Annotated in this window: 16 protein-coding genes; 9 read left to right on the top strand and 7 right to left on the bottom strand. The window is 43.4% G+C overall.

The window, feature by feature from the left end:
* The 4 genes from ACUB3H_RS05060 to ACUB3H_RS05075 are packed head-to-tail and all read left to right on the top strand — an operon-like array spanning nucleotide 1 to nucleotide 2,702.
* A complete protein-coding gene (locus tag ACUB3H_RS05060) occupies nucleotides 1-702 on the top strand; it encodes a hypothetical protein (RefSeq protein ID WP_459129575.1) in 702 nt (233 codons plus the stop codon).
* Entirely contained in the window at nucleotides 699-1,424 is a 726-nt protein-coding gene (locus ACUB3H_RS05065; RefSeq protein ID WP_459129576.1) for a hypothetical protein, read from the top strand. The genes ACUB3H_RS05060 and ACUB3H_RS05065 overlap by 4 nt, the downstream gene beginning before the upstream one ends.
* Nucleotides 1,421-2,068 (top strand): ABC transporter ATP-binding protein, encoded by a 648-nt coding sequence (locus tag ACUB3H_RS05070; RefSeq protein WP_459129577.1) that lies wholly within the window; start codon nucleotides 1,421-1,423, stop codon nucleotides 2,066-2,068. The genes ACUB3H_RS05065 and ACUB3H_RS05070 overlap by 4 nt, the downstream gene beginning before the upstream one ends.
* Nucleotides 2,061-2,702 (top strand): hypothetical protein, encoded by a 642-nt coding sequence (locus tag ACUB3H_RS05075; RefSeq protein WP_459129578.1) that lies wholly within the window; start codon nucleotides 2,061-2,063, stop codon nucleotides 2,700-2,702. The genes ACUB3H_RS05070 and ACUB3H_RS05075 overlap by 8 nt, the downstream gene beginning before the upstream one ends.
* A gap of 67 nt (nucleotides 2,703-2,769) precedes the next feature.
* Here ACUB3H_RS05075 and ACUB3H_RS05080 read toward each other — a convergent pair whose 3' ends face one another.
* The 5 genes from ACUB3H_RS05080 to ACUB3H_RS05100 form a co-directional block, all read right to left on the bottom strand.
* The gene (locus ACUB3H_RS05080) at nucleotides 2,770-4,449 is read right to left on the bottom strand and encodes a peptide ABC transporter substrate-binding protein (protein WP_459129579.1); all 1,680 of its coding nucleotides are present in this window, start codon (nucleotides 4,447-4,449) and stop codon (nucleotides 2,770-2,772) included.
* 86 nt (nucleotides 4,450-4,535) lie between these two features.
* Nucleotides 4,536-5,534 carry an ABC transporter ATP-binding protein gene (locus ACUB3H_RS05085; protein WP_459129580.1) on the bottom strand — a complete coding sequence of 333 codons (999 nt, stop codon included), beginning with the start codon at nucleotides 5,532-5,534 and terminating at the stop codon, nucleotides 4,536-4,538.
* A complete protein-coding gene (locus tag ACUB3H_RS05090; protein ID WP_459129581.1) occupies nucleotides 5,527-6,561 on the bottom strand; it encodes an ABC transporter ATP-binding protein in 1,035 nt (344 codons plus the stop codon). Before ACUB3H_RS05090 ends, ACUB3H_RS05085 begins: the two co-directional genes overlap by 8 nt.
* Before the next feature lie 6 nt (nucleotides 6,562-6,567).
* Nucleotides 6,568-7,482, bottom strand: a complete 915-nt coding sequence (locus ACUB3H_RS05095) for an ABC transporter permease (RefSeq protein ID WP_459129582.1) — start codon at nucleotides 7,480-7,482, stop codon at nucleotides 6,568-6,570.
* Between the two features lie 8 nt (nucleotides 7,483-7,490).
* Nucleotides 7,491-8,411, bottom strand: a complete 921-nt coding sequence (locus ACUB3H_RS05100) for an ABC transporter permease (protein ID WP_459129583.1) — start codon at nucleotides 8,409-8,411, stop codon at nucleotides 7,491-7,493.
* Between the two features lie 245 nt (nucleotides 8,412-8,656).
* On the opposite strand from ACUB3H_RS05100, the gene ACUB3H_RS05105 reads away from it, so the two are divergent.
* Nucleotides 8,657-8,800, top strand: a complete 144-nt coding sequence (locus ACUB3H_RS05105; protein WP_459129584.1) for a hypothetical protein — start codon at nucleotides 8,657-8,659, stop codon at nucleotides 8,798-8,800.
* A 24-nt stretch (nucleotides 8,801-8,824) separates the two neighbouring features.
* On the opposite strand, the gene ACUB3H_RS05110 is transcribed toward ACUB3H_RS05105, so the two are convergent.
* On the bottom strand, nucleotides 8,825-9,694 hold the full coding sequence (locus ACUB3H_RS05110; protein ID WP_459129585.1) for a diacylglycerol/lipid kinase family protein: 870 nt from the start codon (nucleotides 9,692-9,694) through the stop codon (nucleotides 8,825-8,827).
* A complete protein-coding gene (locus ACUB3H_RS05115) occupies nucleotides 9,691-9,906 on the bottom strand; it encodes an ABC transporter substrate-binding protein (protein ID WP_459129847.1) in 216 nt (71 codons plus the stop codon). The genes ACUB3H_RS05110 and ACUB3H_RS05115 overlap by 4 nt, the downstream gene beginning before the upstream one ends.
* Before the next feature lie 441 nt (nucleotides 9,907-10,347).
* Between ACUB3H_RS05115 and murB the strand changes: the two genes are divergently transcribed.
* Genes murB through ACUB3H_RS05135 form a run of 4 tightly spaced genes read left to right on the top strand, consistent with a single transcriptional unit; the run spans nucleotide 10,348 to nucleotide 13,821 of the window.
* Nucleotides 10,348-11,256: a UDP-N-acetylmuramate dehydrogenase gene (murB, locus tag ACUB3H_RS05120; RefSeq protein WP_459129586.1), complete on the top strand. Its 909-nt coding sequence runs from the start codon at nucleotides 10,348-10,350 to the stop codon at nucleotides 11,254-11,256.
* Nucleotides 11,250-11,981 carry a PHP domain-containing protein gene (locus tag ACUB3H_RS05125; protein ID WP_459129587.1) on the top strand — a complete coding sequence of 244 codons (732 nt, stop codon included), beginning with the start codon at nucleotides 11,250-11,252 and terminating at the stop codon, nucleotides 11,979-11,981. The genes murB and ACUB3H_RS05125 overlap by 7 nt, the downstream gene beginning before the upstream one ends.
* A complete protein-coding gene (gene rapZ / locus ACUB3H_RS05130; protein ID WP_459129588.1) occupies nucleotides 11,978-12,823 on the top strand; it encodes an RNase adapter RapZ in 846 nt (281 codons plus the stop codon). The genes ACUB3H_RS05125 and rapZ overlap by 4 nt, the downstream gene beginning before the upstream one ends.
* The gene (locus ACUB3H_RS05135) at nucleotides 12,823-13,821 is read left to right on the top strand and encodes a gluconeogenesis factor YvcK family protein (protein WP_459129589.1); all 999 of its coding nucleotides are present in this window, start codon (nucleotides 12,823-12,825) and stop codon (nucleotides 13,819-13,821) included. Before rapZ ends, ACUB3H_RS05135 begins: the two co-directional genes overlap by 1 nt.
* The last annotated feature ends 8 nt before the right edge of the window (nucleotides 13,822-13,829 follow it).

Consider the following 13,829-nt stretch of genomic DNA (forward strand, 5'->3'; position numbering starts at 1 on the left):
ATGAAAAGAAATAAAAGCCTATTCATAGGCTTCTTTCTATTTCTATTGGCTGTGACGTATTATTTTATCAAGTTAGAACAAGATTTTCCGGACGGAATACTTCGAGTTACGATTTTAATGACTATACCCTATCGATTTTTGTTTATGTATTCCGTGATGATCTTTATTACTGTTCAACAGATACTAAAGAAAGAACAAAATCTACCGATATACTTTCGCTACACAAATCGTAAAGAACTAGCGACAAAGATCACTCTGGCGGTAATAAAAACAAGTTTTTTATTATGTTCAGCCATCTTTGTAGCGGTCTTAGCTAACTGCTTATTACTTCGTATTCCTATCAGTGGATCGCAGCTATTGGCCTCACTCATTATTTGCTTTTTGGGTTACTTTATTGGAATATGCATTTATGAAATGATCTTACTGATATCAAGCTTTTGGTGGTCAAAAGTAGTAGGAGGGGTCATTTATTTCGTGCTTATTGGAATCGATTTTAACCTTTGGTATATCCAGAGGGGATGGAATTTGCTGATCAATCGGATGAACTTTTCAAGAGGGCTTGTTTTTGAAGGATCTATAATTAAGATTTCTCCTGGAGTTTTCCTGAGAGAATTTATCATCCTTTTACTGATATTTTTTCTATTACGAATTGTGCTTCTTTTCACGTTGGAAAAGAAAGAATTTTTAGGAGTAAGAAGATGAAAAAATATGGTGTCTCGATTCTCATTTTACTTGTCTTTTTATTGATTTCTACGGTTATGGTATCTAATGCACTCATTGGCCAGTTGGACCATGAAAAAACGATAATGATCGTCATGTCAGATACAGCGATCATGAGTGTTTATTATCTGATGTTCATTTTTATGATGATACCGTTTTATTTCATGCTAACCATTTTCTTGCGCTATGTGCAGAATACGCTTTCATCTAGTAATCTCTATCGACTGATTCGGCAGAGCACGATGCGAAAGGCCAAAGGGGAAGTGGTTATTACAGCTCTCCTTGCTTCCGTCTTCTACATTAGCTTTAAATTTTTGATACCTAATGTTTTACAAGGCTCTTTTACGATAAACGGGAAAATAGTGCTACAGGCACTACTGCAAATAGAAATTGTGGGCATTATATTGATTCTTTCAGCTTTTCTTCTAGGAAAGGGAGGGATCGGTATTGCAAGTTTCAGTGGTGTGATGATTTACATTGTTCGTTCTCTCGTAGATCGATTCTTGGTTTCGAACGAGATGTTGCGTTTCGTTTGGGGAAGTCTTCTTTTCATTAAAGATTCTTCTTCGGGAATCGAAGTATCAGAAGCGAATGCTGGGATCAATCTTTTTCTCTATGGTTTCTTATTCTTAGGACTATCATGGGTTTTCTATACCCGAACAACTGATGTATTACTTGATACGCAAAAGGGGGAACAGCGATGATTGCAGTACAAACGAAACATCTAACAAAGAATCTGAAAGGACATATCGTCTTAGATGATGTATCTATTTCTCTTGAAAGCGGTAAGATTTATGGCTTTTTAGGAAGAAATGGGTCAGGTAAGACAATGCTCCTACGAGCGATTGCAGGCCTTATTATTCCAACTTCAGGAGAAGTTGAAGTGTTTGGACAGAAAGTTGGAGTAAACGGAAGCTTTGCTCATGATACGGGCATTGTGATTGAGGAGGGTGGCTTTTGGGACGATTCTACTGGATTTCAGAATTTAAAGGCACTCGCAAATATTAATAAGAAAATTGGTGACCAAGAAATTAGAGAAGCACTCAACAAGGTTGGGCTTGCTCCAGATGATAAGCGTACGTTTAAAAAGTACTCTCTCGGTATGAAAAAGCGCTTAGCTCTTGCTCAAGCAATTATGGAAAAACCGAAACTTTTGCTTTTGGATGAACCGACGAATGCTCTTGACTTACAAGGTGTAGAAGATCTGAGACATTTCCTGCTAGAAGAAAAGAACAATGGCATGACCATTGTTATGGCTAGTCATAGCAGTGAGGATATTAAAATTCTATGCGATGAGACGATCTTAATCGATAATGGAAAAATTATAGATGGTGAGAGACATGAATAGCAAGCTTTTACGCATCCTATACTTTTTGATCATTATTGTGCTTGTGGCTTTTGCATTTTATATCAAAGGAACACATCCATCGAGTGCTGAGATGTTAGAGCGCTATGAAAACATGAAGTTTGAGTTAACTGACAGTCAGGAAGAGTTGACTTTGAGTGAAATAAAGCCTGATTTAGTCATGATCGGTGAAGAGGTTAAGATCCTTTCTTTGGCGCAAAACTGTACGGTCTATGAACTTAGCGTAGAAAAGGTCTTAGCGGGTGACAAGTCCTTGGAGGGTCAAACGATTACGTATTTTGAGCCCATCTATATTAGTCCGAATGGGAACCAAATGATTTCCTTAGCACCAGGGTATACACCCATTCAAAAGAATCAGAAGTATGTATTCTCCCTCTATAGATATTCCGATTACCGTGAAGGTTTATTTACGCCCGAAGATAAAACAGGAATCATTTCACCATTTTGTAAGGTAAGCTTAGAAAATAAAGAAGTACTTGTAAATGGTCAATTCGAAATGCTAACGAAAAAAGAACTCGAGAATGTAGAGTTCATTGCTAACAGCGAAGCGCAGAAGGAAGACTTTTACAGTAAGAAAAAAGACATCTTGAAATCATTTGGACTACCTAATGAATGATAAGATAGGAAATATAAAACCCCAGTTCAGTATTCTGAACTGGGGTTTTTGTGTCTTAGGTTTTGTATTATTCAACAATGGATGCGCCAGCGTAGTAGACGAATCCAAGAGCGCTCATTACAACGTTTTGTACTCTTTCATTTAAGAGTGCAGGTTTGGTGTAGTAGTAGACTGGTGCAACGATGTGATCTTCCATCATGAGCTTTTCAGCTTCGATCATGGCAGCGTCACGTTCAGCACCTGTCGTTGTCTTTGACTTGTCGATAGCTGCGTCAAAGGCTGGGTTCTTCCAGTGAGCGTCGTTGTTACCAGAAGTTGAATACCACATGTCTAGGAATGTCATCGGGTCTGTGAAGTCACCGATCCAACCGTGTCTAGAGACTTGGAAGTTACCTTCGTTACGTGTCGTTTGGAATACTTTCCATTCTTCGTTACGTAGTTCAACTTGAACGCCTAGGTTTGCATTCCACATCTCTTGAACGGCTTCAGCGATGGCTTTGTGGCCTTCGTCTGTGTTATAGATAAGTTCTACTGGAGGTAGACCTTGTCCGTCTGGGAAACCAGCGTCAGCAAGTGCTTTCTTTGCGCCTTCTACGTCTGCTGTTTCACTGAGACCATAAGTCGTGTTGGCAGCATCACGGAATTCGCGTTTATCAGAGAGTTGCATACCGTAAGGAACGAATCCCATAGCAGGTTTCTGTCCACCTTGTGCAACGGCTTCTACGATGCCTTTACGATCGATTGCAAGGCTGAATGCCTTACGAACGTTTACGTTATCAAAAGGAGCTTTGGTCGTATTGAAGCAGTAGAAGTATGTTCCGATGTATGGATAGATTTGGAAGTCTTTTCTTTCCTTGGTTAAATTCGGAATTTGATCTTGAGGAATCGTCTCGTCATAGTCGAGCTCGCCGTTTAAGTAAGATTGAAGAGCTGTAGGAGCTTCTACGATCATGTAGAACTCTACGCCTTTAAGTTTTACGTTTTCAGCATTGTAGTATTCGTCGTTCTTGACGATACGTAATACGTCATTGTGTGCCCACTCGTCTAGTTTGAAAGGACCGTTACTAACGTGTGTCTTAGGATCGAGTGACCATTTTTCTGGGTTTGCACTTACGATGTCTTCACGAACTGGGAAGTAGGTTGGGAATGCAGTAAGTGATAGGAAGTATGGTGTTGGAGCAATGAGTTTAACCTCAAGTGTCTTGTCGTCGATTGCTTTCACGCCAACGCCTTCAACAGTACCGCTCTTATCGTTATAAGCTTGAGCGCCTGCGATGTAGTACATTTGGTAAGCATACTCAGAAGCTGTCTCAGGAGCTAATGCTCTCTTCCAAGCGTATTCAAAGTCTTTTGCTGTAACTGGCTTACCATCGGACCACTTGGAGTCGCGAAGATGGAAGGTATAAGTTAGGCCGTCTTCAGAGATATCCCATTTTTCTGCGACGCCAGGAATGACTTGGTTGTCTTTGTCCACTTGAACGAGACCTTCGTACATGTTTACGAGTACGATTGCACCGTCAACAGCTGTGTTGAGTGCAGGGTCAATAGTCTGTGGATCGGCTCCTAGGTTGTGGCGAACGAATTCGCCTGCAGGTGCCTTAGGTGTTTGTGCTGAAGGTTCGCCGCTTGCTGCAGGAGCCGGTTCACCACTCTTTACTGGGCCTGGGTCGTTTGTAGCTTTCTGACAACCAGCAAAGATCGTCAGTACCATTACGACGACGAGTAGTAGTGATAAAAATCGTTTCATGTTCCCTCCTGTGAATTTGAATGTTTAGTAAAACATTCTTATTAGAGCATAGTTTACTACAAAACCTTTATGATTAAAAGCTTTTTTTACAAACTTTTATCATTAAACAGATGGCAAGCTCCGAAGTGACCGGGAGCAATCTCCTTCCACTCAGGTTCTTCCTTGGCACAAATTTCCATCGCCTTTGGGCATCTCGTACGGAAATGGCAACCGGAAGGAGGATTGATGGGAGAAGGTACGTCGCCCTCTAAGATGATTCGCTTCGATTTCTCGCTCATGATAGGGTCTGGAATCGGGATGGCAGAAAGTAGTGCGATGGTGTAAGGATGCATGGGGTTGTCGTAGAGTTCATCGCTCGAGGCGAGTTCTACGAGCTTTCCGAGATACATTACACCGATGCGGTCTGAGATGTGTTTTACCATTGAAAGGTCGTGAGCGATAAAGAGATAGGTGAGTCCTCTCTTCTCCTGAAGATCCTCAAGCATGTTTACAACTTGTGCTTGAATCGATACGTCAAGGGCACTGATCGGCTCATCGCATACGATGAAGTCAGGCTCTACTGCTAGGGCTCTTGCGATACCGATACGTTGTCGCTGTCCACCGCTGAATTCGTGCGGATAACGTGCTGCGTGGTCGGGATTTAGACCGACTTCTTTTAAGAGTGCGTGAATTCGCTCGAGGCGATCTTCCTTGGTTCCGATGTTATGCGTCTCGAGTGCTTCACCGATGATGTCAGCAACCGTCATACGAGGGTTTAAGGAAGCATAAGGATCCTGGAAGATGATCTGCATTCTCTTACGGTAGGGTAGAAGCTCCTTTTCTGGTAGCTTTGCAATGTCTACGCCATCAAAGAGAATCTCTCCCTCTGTAGGTTCGTAGAGTCGAATGATCGTTCTACCTGTAGTGCTCTTACCACAACCTGATTCACCGACTAAGCCTAGCGTCTCGCCCTTTTCGATAAAGAAGCTTAAGTTATCTACGGCTTGAACGTTTTGTACTTTTCCTCCGAAGAAGCCTGTCTTCATAGGGAAGTACTTCTTCAGATTTTTAATCTCTATTAAGGGAGTTTGTTTTTCGTTATTCATGGTTCTCCCCTCTCATATTTCCATTGATCTCTTGAACGAGTGGTGATTCCTCATGCATGAGCCAGCACATCGAGCGATGTGAAGGGCTTACAGAGTGCATAGGAGGTAGCTGTTCGGCACAGATCTTCATTGCATAGTCACAGCGTGCTGCAAAAGGACAGCCCTTGGGTGGAATGAGAAGATCTGGCGGTGTTCCTTCGATAGGAATGAGTCGTTGCTTGTTGGCCTTGGTCGTCACTTTCGGAATGGAGCGAAGGAGTCCTAAGGTATAAGGGTGCTTCGTATTATAGAAGATTTCTTCTTTCGTTCCCTCTTCCATGACGAGACCGCCGTACATGACGACAATGCGCGTACATACGTCGACGACGACACCGAGGTCGTGCGTGATTAAGATGATCGAGGTCGATAGTTTACTCTTTAAGTCTTTCATGAGCTCGAGAATCTGCGCTTGAATCGTTACGTCGAGAGCCGTCGTGGGCTCGTCTGCAATGAGTAGCTGAGGTTCTGTCGAAAGACTCATAGCGATCATGGCACGTTGTCTCATACCACCGCTGAATTCATGAGGATATTGGTCGATTCGCTTTTCAGGACTTGGAATACCGACTAAGCGAAGCATCTCGATGGCTTTCTTTCTAGCATCGGCCTTTGAAATCTTTTGGTGCTTTCGAATGGCCTCAATAATTTGATTACCGATTGTATAGACGGGGTTAAGGGAAGTCATCGGATCTTGGAAGATCATGGAGATTTCGTTACCACGAAGGTCTTCCATCTCTTTTCTAGACTTTTCTTTTAGATTCTGACCATTAAACCAGACGTTTCCGCCTACGATCTCTCCTGGCTTCGGAAGGAGTCTTAAAATGGATAAGCTCGTAACCGACTTACCAGAGCCGCTTTCGCCGACGATGCCTATTGCTTCGCCTTTATCGAGGTAGAAATTGACACCACGGAGGGCTTTAACTTCTCCGACGTGAGTGAAAAAGGAAGTGTAGAGGTCATCTACAACGAGTAAGTGTTCTTTTGGGTTCATACAAGCCTACTTTCTCATCTTGGGGTCGAGGGCGTCACGAAGACCGTCGCCCAAGAAGTTAAAGGCCAACATGGTTAAGCACAGAGCCAACGCTGGGAACAAGAGGTTCTGTGGGTAGAGTGTGTAGTTCGTAAGAGCATCGTTACAGAGTACTCCCCAGCTTGCCATCGGAGCGCTTACGCCTAGACCGATGTAAGAGAGGAAGGCCTCGGTAAAGATAGCGGAAGGGATACTCATCGTAAGGAGTACGATGATGGGGCCCATGGCGTTTGGAACGAGATGGCGGATCATAATCTGACGGTCCTTTACACCGAGTGCCTTGGCGGCCATGACGTATTCTTGCGTCTTTAGGCTAAAGAACTGACCGCGCACGACACGCGCCATACCGATCCAGTAAACGAGTCCAATGGCTAAGAGGATAGGTCCCATACCTTTACCGAGGTAAACCATGAGTAGGATAACGTAAAGCATAAGAGGAATCGTGTAGAGGATATCGACGATACGCATCATGATGTTATCGACTTTTCCTCCGTAGAAGCCTGCAATACCACCGTATAGGACACCTACAAGGAGGTTAATGAGACTCGCGACGAATCCTACAGATAAGGAAATCCTTGCTCCGTAGAGAACACGGACAAAGATGTCACGACCGAGCTTATCGGTTCCAAAGGGGTGATCCCAACTGGACCATTGGTTTCTAGCACTTAAGTTCTGTGAAGAATAGCTGTATTTCCAAACGAGTGGAATCACGATCATCGAGACGATTAAGAGAATGAGAAAGATCGCTGAAATGATAGCTGCCTTATTTTTCTTAAAGCGACGCCATACGTCCTGCCAGTAGGTCAGGGAAGGGCGCATCTTGTTTTCTTTTTGCTTGGCATCCATTGACATCGGATCCCATACGCTTTTATCAAATTGCATGTGCCCTCCTATTCATTAATCTTAATGCGTGGATCGATAAATCCATACAGTAAGTCGACGATGAGAACCATCACGACGAGGATAAAGGCATAGAAAATCGTAGAGCCCATGATGAGCGTATAGTCACGGTTTCCGATACTTTCTACGAAAAGCTTGCCCATACCAGGAATCGCAAAGATCTTTTCAATGACAAAGGAACCAGTAAGGATTCCTGCGGCCAAGGGGCCTATGTAGGTAACAATCGGGATGAGAGCGTTCTTTAAGGCGTGCTTAAAAACGACGACCCAACGGGAAAGTCCCTTTGCTTCAGCCGTTCGAATGTAATCCTGCTGAAGAACTTCGAGCATACTCGATCTCGTAAGTCGAGCGATAAAAGCGATCGAATAACCGCTTAAAGCGATAACCGGCATGATCATTTGCTTCCATGTGCCCCAACGCGATGTCGGAAGCCATCCGAGCTTGGTTGAGAATATATAGATCAATAAAGTCGCGAGCACAAAGCTTGGTATGGTGACACCGAGGATAGCGAAAAACATCACCAGGCTATCGACCCAGGTTCCTTGCTTTAAGGCCGACACGACCCCGATAGGAATACCTATGATAAGGATTAATGCGATCGACCAACCACCTAGCTGAGCACTTACAGGGAAGGTGTCCATGATCATCGTCGTTACGTCTTGACCTTTTTGTTTAAAAGAGGGGCCTAGATCACCGCGGAAGATCCCTGCTAAGTAATCTGTATACTGCTTAAAGAGCGGATCGTTCAGGTGATACTTTTCTTCTAGGGCGCGCTCGATTTCAGGGGGAAGTTTTTTCTCGCCTGTAAACGGGCCACCGGGAATAGCTTTCATGAGAATGAATGTAATCGTGATGACTACAAAGAGCGTAATGATCATCGATAAGATTCGATTTAATATATAGCGTCCCATGATACTCCTTTCCAAAAAATAGATTGTAACTACATTGTAATGGAAAAAGAGACATATATCAATAAGTTATAATTACGTAATATTGAAAAGCGCCATGAAACCATTGTAATTACTGAGTTACAGAGATTTTAATGAAATTGTCATAAATAAACCTTGCGAAAAACAGGGTTTAAAAAAATAATATACGGGGTATTTGACAAACAAATGAAAGGGTGTTATCATGAACTTGCAAAAAGGAGGTTCTCATGAAAAACAATTACAAGGAATTGGGAATTTGCAAACGTTGTAAAAATGAAAAGCCCGTAAACGTAAACGGACTTTGCATTAACTGTGATGATCAAATTGATATGGAACTAACTCAACTATATACAACAAAGACTATGGAATAAACCGAGGAAACTCGGTTGTTTTTTTTAATATAAGAAAGAAAGTGCTTGCATCTTTACTTCGATGAGCGCTTTCTCAGCATCGAGAAATTCTCCGTCGATATCGAAATCAGCATCACTAATGACAGTGATTCGATTTGCTTTAAAGTAGACGACGTCTTCGCTAAGAATTTTCTCTCCGCGACTTAATTTCAAAAGGAACTCTGCAAGATCCATCGCAGAGACTTTTTTTATTAGTAGACAATCTAAGAGACCGTCTGTGATGTTTGCTTCGGGTGCGAGATTTGAAAAGCCACCAGTGGTTTTGGAGTTATTCGCTAAAAAGAGCATAAAGGGACCGCGGTAGAGGTATTCGTCCGTTTCGAGATCGATAAAATGATCCTTCGTAAGATCGGGAAGCTTTCGTATCCCTTCTAAATAGTAAGCAAGAGGTCCAATGATGGCTTTTTCTTCAGAAGACGTGCTGTGAGCGACAGCAGGAAGAGCCCCTGCGGCAAAGACATTGATGCCAAATTGATCGTTGATTTTTAGAACGTCTATTGCATGCATAGAAAAAGAACCTAAGGTCTTTGCAAAGGCCGTGGCATCTTTCGGAAGCTTTAAGTAGCTTACAAAGTCGTTCATAGTTCCTCCTGCGAAGGCTGTGACGGGAAGGGGATGGGCGCTTGAAAGAATTCCTCTTACGACTTCATTTAAGGTTCCATCGCCTCCAAAGCTTAAAATGAGATCGGAAGAAGCTTGATCGCACACGTCCCTCGCATTATTTGTGGCATCCCCTGCCGATGTGGTTTCATGCATTGATACGGTGTAGCCATTTACGAGAAGTTCAAAGGAGAGCTTCATGAGCTCTTTTTCCTTTACAGAGTTTCTATTTACTATGATGTGAATTCGTTTCATGCTTCCTCCTTTAACCTATCTATACCCGAAAAAAAGACCTGCGATTTCGCAGGTCTTTGAGGCTTTATTTTACAATCGTTGCACTTCCGTTGCCGTTTCTGGTGCAGGACGCGCTTCCAAGCGTATTCAAAGTCCTTTGCTGTAACGGGCTTTCCGTCAGACCACTTGGCATCTCTTAAGTGGAAGGTGTAGGTTAGACCATCTTCTGAGATGTCCCGCTTCTCTGCAGCGCCAGGAAGGACTTGGTTGTCCTTGTAGACGTTTACGAGACCTTAGTAGAGGTTATCGAGGACAGTTCCTCCATCGAGCGCTGTATTCAGAGCGGAGGCGATGGTCTGTGGGTCAGCTCCTAGGTTGTGGCGAACGAATTCGCCTGCAGGTGCTGTGGGTGTTTGTGCTGAAGGCTGTCGTCACTAAAAGGACGACGAGTAGAAGGGATAAAAGTCGTTTCATGTTGCTTTATAAATCTTAATGTATATTAAGATTTTCTAAACAATGAATAAGCTACTACAAAATCGTCGCTTTGAAAAGATTTTTTACAACTAGTTTATTTTTTGACGGCTCGTTTTTGCAAAAAAACACATGGCAAAATGCTTCGATTTTGCCCATCTTTCGAGCCTTTTGGGTATGATATACTTGACTTTGGAGGAAGCATGCTTAATACAATTCAGAAATTAAACCAAAATAAACTGCGCTACACCGAAGGAGAACTCTTAAAGGACCATACGAGCTTTCAAATTGGTGGTAAAGCAGATATTATGATATATCCGACGAGTGTCGAGGAACTTAAGAAGGCACTCGAAATCTTAAAAGAGGAAAACGTTCCCTTTTTCGTTTTAGGGAATGGTTCGAACGTTCTTTTTAGCGATGACGGATACCGCGGTGCGGTGATCAAGCTAGGAAAAAACTTTTCTCACTATGAGATTCAGGGAACGACTGTCTTTGCAGAAAGCGGTGCGCTTTTAAGTACCGTAAGTAAGGAAGCTTCAAAGCTAGGATTAAAGGGCTTTGAATTTGCCACAGGAATCCCAGGAAGCATTGGTGGAGGCGTCGTCATGAATGCCGGAGCTTACGATGGGGAGCTTAAAAACGTTATTACAGAAGTGACTGTTTTAACGCCAGAACTCGAAGTCAAGACGTATACGAATGAAGAGATGCGCTTTGGCTATCGAATGAGTCGCGTGATCGAAGACGCTCTCATCGTCCTATCGATGAAAGCAGAGCTTACGCCTGGAGATCCGGAAGAAATAATGGAGAAGGTTCGTGATTTTACCGAGCGTAGAACGACGAAGCAACCGTTAGAACTTCCTTCAGCCGGTTCTACGTTTAAAAGACCTACAGGTTACTTTGCCGGAAAGCTCATTGAAGACAGTGGTCTAAGAGGCTTTCGCTACCGCGGTGCAATGGTCAGTGAAAAACACTGCGGATTTGTCGTAAATATTGATAACGCAACGTGTGAAGACGTACTCACACTGATCGAACTCATTCAAAAGCAGGTCTATAAGGACAGTGGTGTTCTTTTAGAACCTGAAGTCAAACTCATTGGAAAGAAGACATGTTAAGAGCCGATTATCATTCGCACACGCGCTATTCCGATGGGAAGGGCACGATGGAAGATACCATTATAGAAGCTCGAAAAAAAGGTCTTAAGGTCGTGGGCTTTAGCGATCACGCTTGGGGCCATGCTTTCTATGGTTATAAAAAGGAAGACCTTCCTAAGATGCGCGAGGAATTCGACCGCTTAAAAGAAAAATATAGCGACATGACCTTGATCTTTGGCGTTGAAGCGAACATCTTAACGCCTGATGGTGATGTCGATTTAACCGTGGAAGAAATGGAACTCTTCGACCTTGTCCTCTGTGGTTATCACTTTGGATCACGTCTAAAGAACCTCTCTTCACTAAAGATGCACGTCATAAACTTCATTCATAAGTGGACGGGACTCTTTAAGAACAAGGCCATAGAAATGAATACGAGGGCACTTGTACGAGCGATGGAGCGTTATCCTTTTAAGGTCTTAACACACCCTGGAGATAAGGGAATCGTAGACATTGAGACCGTGGCACTCGCTTCCGTTCGAACAAATAAGTTATTAGAGATTAATGAAAGACATCATCACTTAACGACCGAACAGCTAAAAAAGATCAAGCACATTCCCGTGCGTTTTCTCATGAGCTCTGATGCCCATAGGCCAGAGCACATTGGCGTCGTAACAAAAGCAACAGAAAGGGCAAAAGAAGCATCGATTGAACCAGAGCGCATCATAAACGTAAAGGAGTTACTATGATTATTAAGCTCATCACAGGTCTTGCTGGAGGCGGTAAATCGACCGTACTAAACGCCTTTGAAGACCTCGGTTACTACTGCATGGATAACCTTCCGCCAAACCTACTGAAGGAATTTATCGCACTCTTTGAACACCGTGAAGATACAGGAAACATTGCCCTCGTAATGGACCTCAGACTAGGAAGTTTCTTTGAAGACGTTCAAGTGGTCGTTGAGGAGCTTCGTTCACTCGGTTATAATATCGAAATTCTCTTCGTAGAAGCGAGCGATAGTGCCTTAAAAAAACGCTTTGCTCTTACGAGACGTACGCATCCTTTAGAGACCAAGGGAAATGTCATGAAGGCCATCGCAGAGGAGCGTGAAAAGCTTTCCAACTTAAGAGAAATGAGCGACCGCATCATCGATACGAGCTCATTAAATAGTCATCAGCTAAAGAAAATGATTCAAGAGCTCTACGCCGAAAAGCGCGAAGGCGATTTTACGATTAACGTCGTAAGCTTTGGCGTAAAGCACGGTGACTTTGTAGGAGCGGACTTTAGCTTCGACGTCCGCTTTCTACCGAATCCCTTCTATGAAGAAAAGCTACAGAGCCTAACGGGTTACGACGAAGCCGTAAGAGAATACATTATGAAGGATGAAGTGAGTCAAAAGCTATTTGAAGCGATTATAAATGTCCTTGAAATCGCCGTGAGTGAGATGCAAGCGAGTGGAAGAAACTCAGCGACTATCGCTTTCGGTTGCACCGGTGGAAGACACCGCTCGGTGACGTTTGCTTACCTCGTACACGAACACTTTAAGAGACTCGGTTACTCTGTCGAACAGAACGATCGAGAAATCGTCTGATGCGCATCGTTATCATCGGAGGAGGTACGGGTTTAAGCGTACTTCTTCGAGGGTTAAAGCAAATAACGAGCGAACTCGATGCCGTCGTAAATGTTGTGGACGATGGGGGAAGTAGTGGTATTTTAAGAAGAGACCTTGGCTCCTTACCGCCAGGCGATATCAGAAGCTGTTTGATCGCGTTAAGTAACGTGAGTCCTCTTTTGGAAGCACTTATGAATTACCGCTTCGAAAAGGGCGTCCTCGCCGAGCAGTCCTTTGGAAATCTCATGATCACCGCTTTAGAAGATATAACAGGAAGCTTTGAGCGAGCCGTAAAGACGACGGGTGACATCATTCGAATCACAGGAAGAGTGCACCCTGTAAGTCTCGATCATATCGATTTAAAAGGAACGCTAGAAAACGGTAAGGTGATCATTGGAGAAAGTGCGCTTCCTAAAGAGTCGTTAAAAGAAGAAAGCCCCATCCGATCTGTCGACATCTATCCGAAGAGACCTCGTACGACCTTAGATGTCATTGATGCGATTCTGAAAGCTGACTTTGTCTTAGTAGGTCCTGGTAGTCTTTACACCTCGATCCTTCCGGCGTTACTCGTCTCTGGCATTAAAGAGAGCATTCTTCGAAGTAAAGCACGAACGATTTATATCGCAAATCTCATGACGCAGCCGGGAGAGACGACGGGCATGAGCATTTCCGATCACGTCAGAGTCATCTATGATCATTTAGAAGATCCCATCTTCGATGAGATCTTTGTCAATGAAAGCTTTGGACCGGAATCTTCTTTCGAGCACTATCTCGAAGAAAATCAATATCCACTTCGACTTACAGAAGAAGATCGTGCTTACTTTCATCAAGAAGGAATCGCTCTTACGACGGGTTCTTACTTAGAAATGAAGGAGGGCTTCATTCGCCACGACGCCCAGGCCATCGCAGAAGACTTAAAGAAGCTTAAAGCCCAGTTAGATGAGGAAAAGCTCATTAAGAGTTGGCCTTTCAAATAAAGTGGTAG

The sequence above is a fragment of the Guggenheimella bovis genome, assembly GCF_054492335.1.

Bases quoted from the DNA above. Each gene is read 5' to 3' on its own strand.
- ACUB3H_RS05060 (WP_459129575.1), top strand. From the start codon at position 1: ATGAAAAGAAATAAAAGCCTATTCATAGGCTTCTTTCTATTTCTATTG.
- ACUB3H_RS05065 (WP_459129576.1), top strand. From the start codon at position 699: ATGAAAAAATATGGTGTCTCGATTCTCATTTTACTTGTCTTTTTATTG.
- ACUB3H_RS05070 (WP_459129577.1), top strand. From the start codon at position 1,421: ATGATTGCAGTACAAACGAAACATCTAACAAAGAATCTGAAAGGACAT.
- ACUB3H_RS05075 (WP_459129578.1), top strand. From the start codon at position 2,061: ATGAATAGCAAGCTTTTACGCATCCTATACTTTTTGATCATTATTGTG.
- ACUB3H_RS05080 (WP_459129579.1), bottom strand. From the start codon at position 4,449: ATGAAACGATTTTTATCACTACTACTCGTCGTCGTAATGGTACTGACG.
- ACUB3H_RS05085 (WP_459129580.1), bottom strand. From the start codon at position 5,534: ATGAATAACGAAAAACAAACTCCCTTAATAGAGATTAAAAATCTGAAG.
- ACUB3H_RS05090 (WP_459129581.1), bottom strand. From the start codon at position 6,561: ATGAACCCAAAAGAACACTTACTCGTTGTAGATGACCTCTACACTTCC.
- ACUB3H_RS05095 (WP_459129582.1), bottom strand. From the start codon at position 7,482: ATGCAATTTGATAAAAGCGTATGGGATCCGATGTCAATGGATGCCAAG.
- ACUB3H_RS05100 (WP_459129583.1), bottom strand. From the start codon at position 8,411: ATGGGACGCTATATATTAAATCGAATCTTATCGATGATCATTACGCTC.
- ACUB3H_RS05105 (WP_459129584.1), top strand. From the start codon at position 8,657: ATGAAAAACAATTACAAGGAATTGGGAATTTGCAAACGTTGTAAAAAT.
- ACUB3H_RS05110 (WP_459129585.1), bottom strand. From the start codon at position 9,694: ATGAAACGAATTCACATCATAGTAAATAGAAACTCTGTAAAGGAAAAA.
- murB (WP_459129586.1), top strand. From the start codon at position 10,348: ATGCTTAATACAATTCAGAAATTAAACCAAAATAAACTGCGCTACACC.
- ACUB3H_RS05125 (WP_459129587.1), top strand. From the start codon at position 11,250: ATGTTAAGAGCCGATTATCATTCGCACACGCGCTATTCCGATGGGAAG.
- rapZ (WP_459129588.1), top strand. From the start codon at position 11,978: ATGATTATTAAGCTCATCACAGGTCTTGCTGGAGGCGGTAAATCGACC.
- ACUB3H_RS05135 (WP_459129589.1), top strand. From the start codon at position 12,823: ATGCGCATCGTTATCATCGGAGGAGGTACGGGTTTAAGCGTACTTCTT.